At 46.3% G+C, this 2192-nt stretch carries 3 protein-coding genes and 1 pseudogene; 2 read left to right on the top strand and 2 right to left on the bottom strand.

What is annotated here, in order from left to right:
- A pseudogene (locus ACP45E_RS18500) lies at window positions 1-482 on the top strand (nucleoside recognition domain-containing protein); the annotation flags it as partial.
- The gene (locus ACP45E_RS18495) at window positions 479-709 is read left to right on the top strand and encodes a FeoC-like transcriptional regulator (protein WP_017035356.1); all 231 of its coding nucleotides are present in this window, start codon (window positions 479-481) and stop codon (window positions 707-709) included. The pseudogene ACP45E_RS18500 and the gene ACP45E_RS18495, both read left to right, overlap by 4 nt.
- Window positions 710-842: 133 nt before the next feature.
- On the opposite strand, the gene ACP45E_RS18490 is transcribed toward ACP45E_RS18495, so the two are convergent.
- Window positions 843-1271 carry an HIT family protein gene (locus ACP45E_RS18490; protein ID WP_026026628.1) on the bottom strand — a complete coding sequence of 143 codons (429 nt, stop codon included), beginning with the start codon at window positions 1269-1271 and terminating at the stop codon, window positions 843-845.
- 117 nt (window positions 1272-1388) lie between these two features.
- On the bottom strand, window positions 1389-2192 hold an 804-nt coding region (gene argS, locus ACP45E_RS18485), incomplete at its 5' end, for an arginine--tRNA ligase (RefSeq protein ID WP_017035358.1).

Here is a 2192-nt window from a genome sequence, read left to right as displayed (position 1 = left end):
CGGCTGACTTTGACCTAACAGCAAGCTTGCAAGAAGCGGTAATGACCATCCCTGAAAACCTAGCCGGTTTGAGTTATTCGGATCCTTTAGGTATTGAGGTTGGTGACTTAAGCGATTCAGGGGCGGTTGCAGAAGAGCAAGAAGTGGATACCTCTATCTTTGGCAACTTGAAAGACAAGTTTGTATCTGGTCATGCGGCGTTCGCTTACTTGATTCTTATCCTGCTTTACACGCCTTGTGTGGCAGCGATGGGTGCTTACGTTCGTGAATTTGGTCAGATGTTTGCACGCTTCATCGCGGTTTGGACGATGGCGCTTGGCTACTTTGGCGCGACCTTCTACTACCAAGCAGCAAACTTTGCTGCCCATCCAGTGACAAGTGCAGTATGGATGGTGGCGATTGCTGGTGGTTTTGTGGTGACGTATCGTGTCTTCAAGAAAGTGGGCAGTAAGCAGAAAGCCCTAGAGGTGCAAGTCGTATGATTTTAACTGAACTTCATCAATACATTGATAGCCAAGGGGTTGCGGCTCGTAAAGAGCTCGCTGCAAAGTTTGGAATGAGTGAAGATGGCGTCGATGCGATGCTGAGTGTGTGGGTCAAGAAAGGGAAAGTTTCTCGCTTGGTCGATACGAATATGCATGGTCATACAACGCGTATTCGCTACACCATCAGCAAACAAGATGGTTTGTCGCTTAACGTGATGATGTAGTTCAGATCTTCAGACTCTCGTTGAAAAAGGCGAGATTAGAAAATTACAAAGCCGCTTATCTAAGATAAGCGGCTTTTTGTTATGTGTCTTTTCTGAAGTATTTTTCTTTAAAGCTCAATGAGATGAAGTCGAATTATGCTTTCTTGAAAATAGAACTAAGCGATAAAACGTTTTGAATACGAGTCAGGATAGCGGCTTGATCTTCTTCACTGCGCTGTTCGCCTTTTGTATTTCCCCATACTGGGCCAGGCCAAGCAATGTCGTCTTTGAAGCGTGCAATATGGTGGATGTGCAGTTGTGGCACCATGTTACCCAGTGCGCCAAGGTTCAATTTGTCTGGTTGGAACGTGGCTTCAAGTGCTTGGCTGACCGCCTGAGATTCATGTAGGAACTGCTGTTGCTCTTTCATTGGTAAGTGGTGCAACTCTTTGAGGTTGGCACGTTTTGGTACCAAGATAACCCAAGGCACAGCACTGTCTTTGTGAAGGAGTGCTAAGCTCAGTGGAAATTCGCCGATAAGCGTGGTGTCTTTCGCAAGTTGTGGGTGAAGTTCAAAGCTCATTGTCGTCTTCTCGCTGATTTTGTTTGAATCAGTATACGCCAGATAAAACAAAAGGTTGACGCTTTAACGCCAACCTTTCTAATTATCTCGAATCTCGAATCTCGAATCTCGAATCGCTTACATGCGCTCTAGAGTATCGATACCTAGAAGCGATAGACCTTGCTTGATAGTCTTCGCAGTGAGTGCAGCAAGCTTCAGACGGCTTTGCTTAACTGTCTCGTCTTCAGCCACAAGGATAGGGCATGCTTCGTAGAAGCTAGAGAATTGACCCGCAAGTTCGAACAGGTAGCTACACATGATGTGCGGCTGACCTTCGCGAGCAACAGACTGTACCGCTTCTTCAAATTGTAGAAGTTTCGCGATAAGGGCTTTCTCTTTCTCTTCAGTGATTTTGATTTCACCTTCAAGAGAGTCCATAGAAACGCCAGCTTTAGCAAATACCGAAGCAACACGAGTGTAAGCGTATTGCATGTACGGTGCAGTGTTGCCTTCAAACGCAAGCATGTTGTCCCAATCGAACACGTAGTCTGTAGTACGGTGCTTAGAAAGGTCTGCGTACTTAACCGCGGCCATTGCTACTGTGTTTGCGATGGCTTTCTTCTCGTCTTCTGCTAGCGTTGGATTCTTAGATTCAATGAGCTTCGCTGCACGAACCTCGGCTTCATCAAGAAGATCAGCAAGACGAACCGTACCGCCAGCACGAGTCTTGAATGGCTTACCATCTTTACCTAGCATCATGCCGAACGCGTGGTGTTCAAGAGACACTGATTCTGGAATGTAACCAGCTTTACGAACGATAGTCCAAGCTTGCATTAGGTGTTGGTGTTGACGCGAATCGATGAAGTAAAGTACACGATCCGCGCCCAATGTTTCATAACGGTATTTCGCACAAGCAATATCGGTGGTTGTGTAAAGGAAACC

Source organism: Vibrio genomosp. F10 str. 9ZD137, assembly GCF_049974785.1.
Lineage (GTDB): Bacteria > Pseudomonadota > Gammaproteobacteria > Enterobacterales > Vibrionaceae > Vibrio.
The sequence above is the reverse complement of the archived record's forward strand: the minus strand, read 5'-3'. Positions and strand labels throughout refer to the sequence as shown.

What these genes read in the sequence shown, in the direction of transcription:
- ACP45E_RS18490 (WP_026026628.1), bottom strand. Translation starts at nt 1,271, where the DNA reads ATGAGCTTTGAACTTCACCCACAACTTGCGAAAGACACCACGCTTATC.
- ACP45E_RS18495 (WP_017035356.1), top strand. Translation starts at nt 479, where the DNA reads ATGATTTTAACTGAACTTCATCAATACATTGATAGCCAAGGGGTTGCG.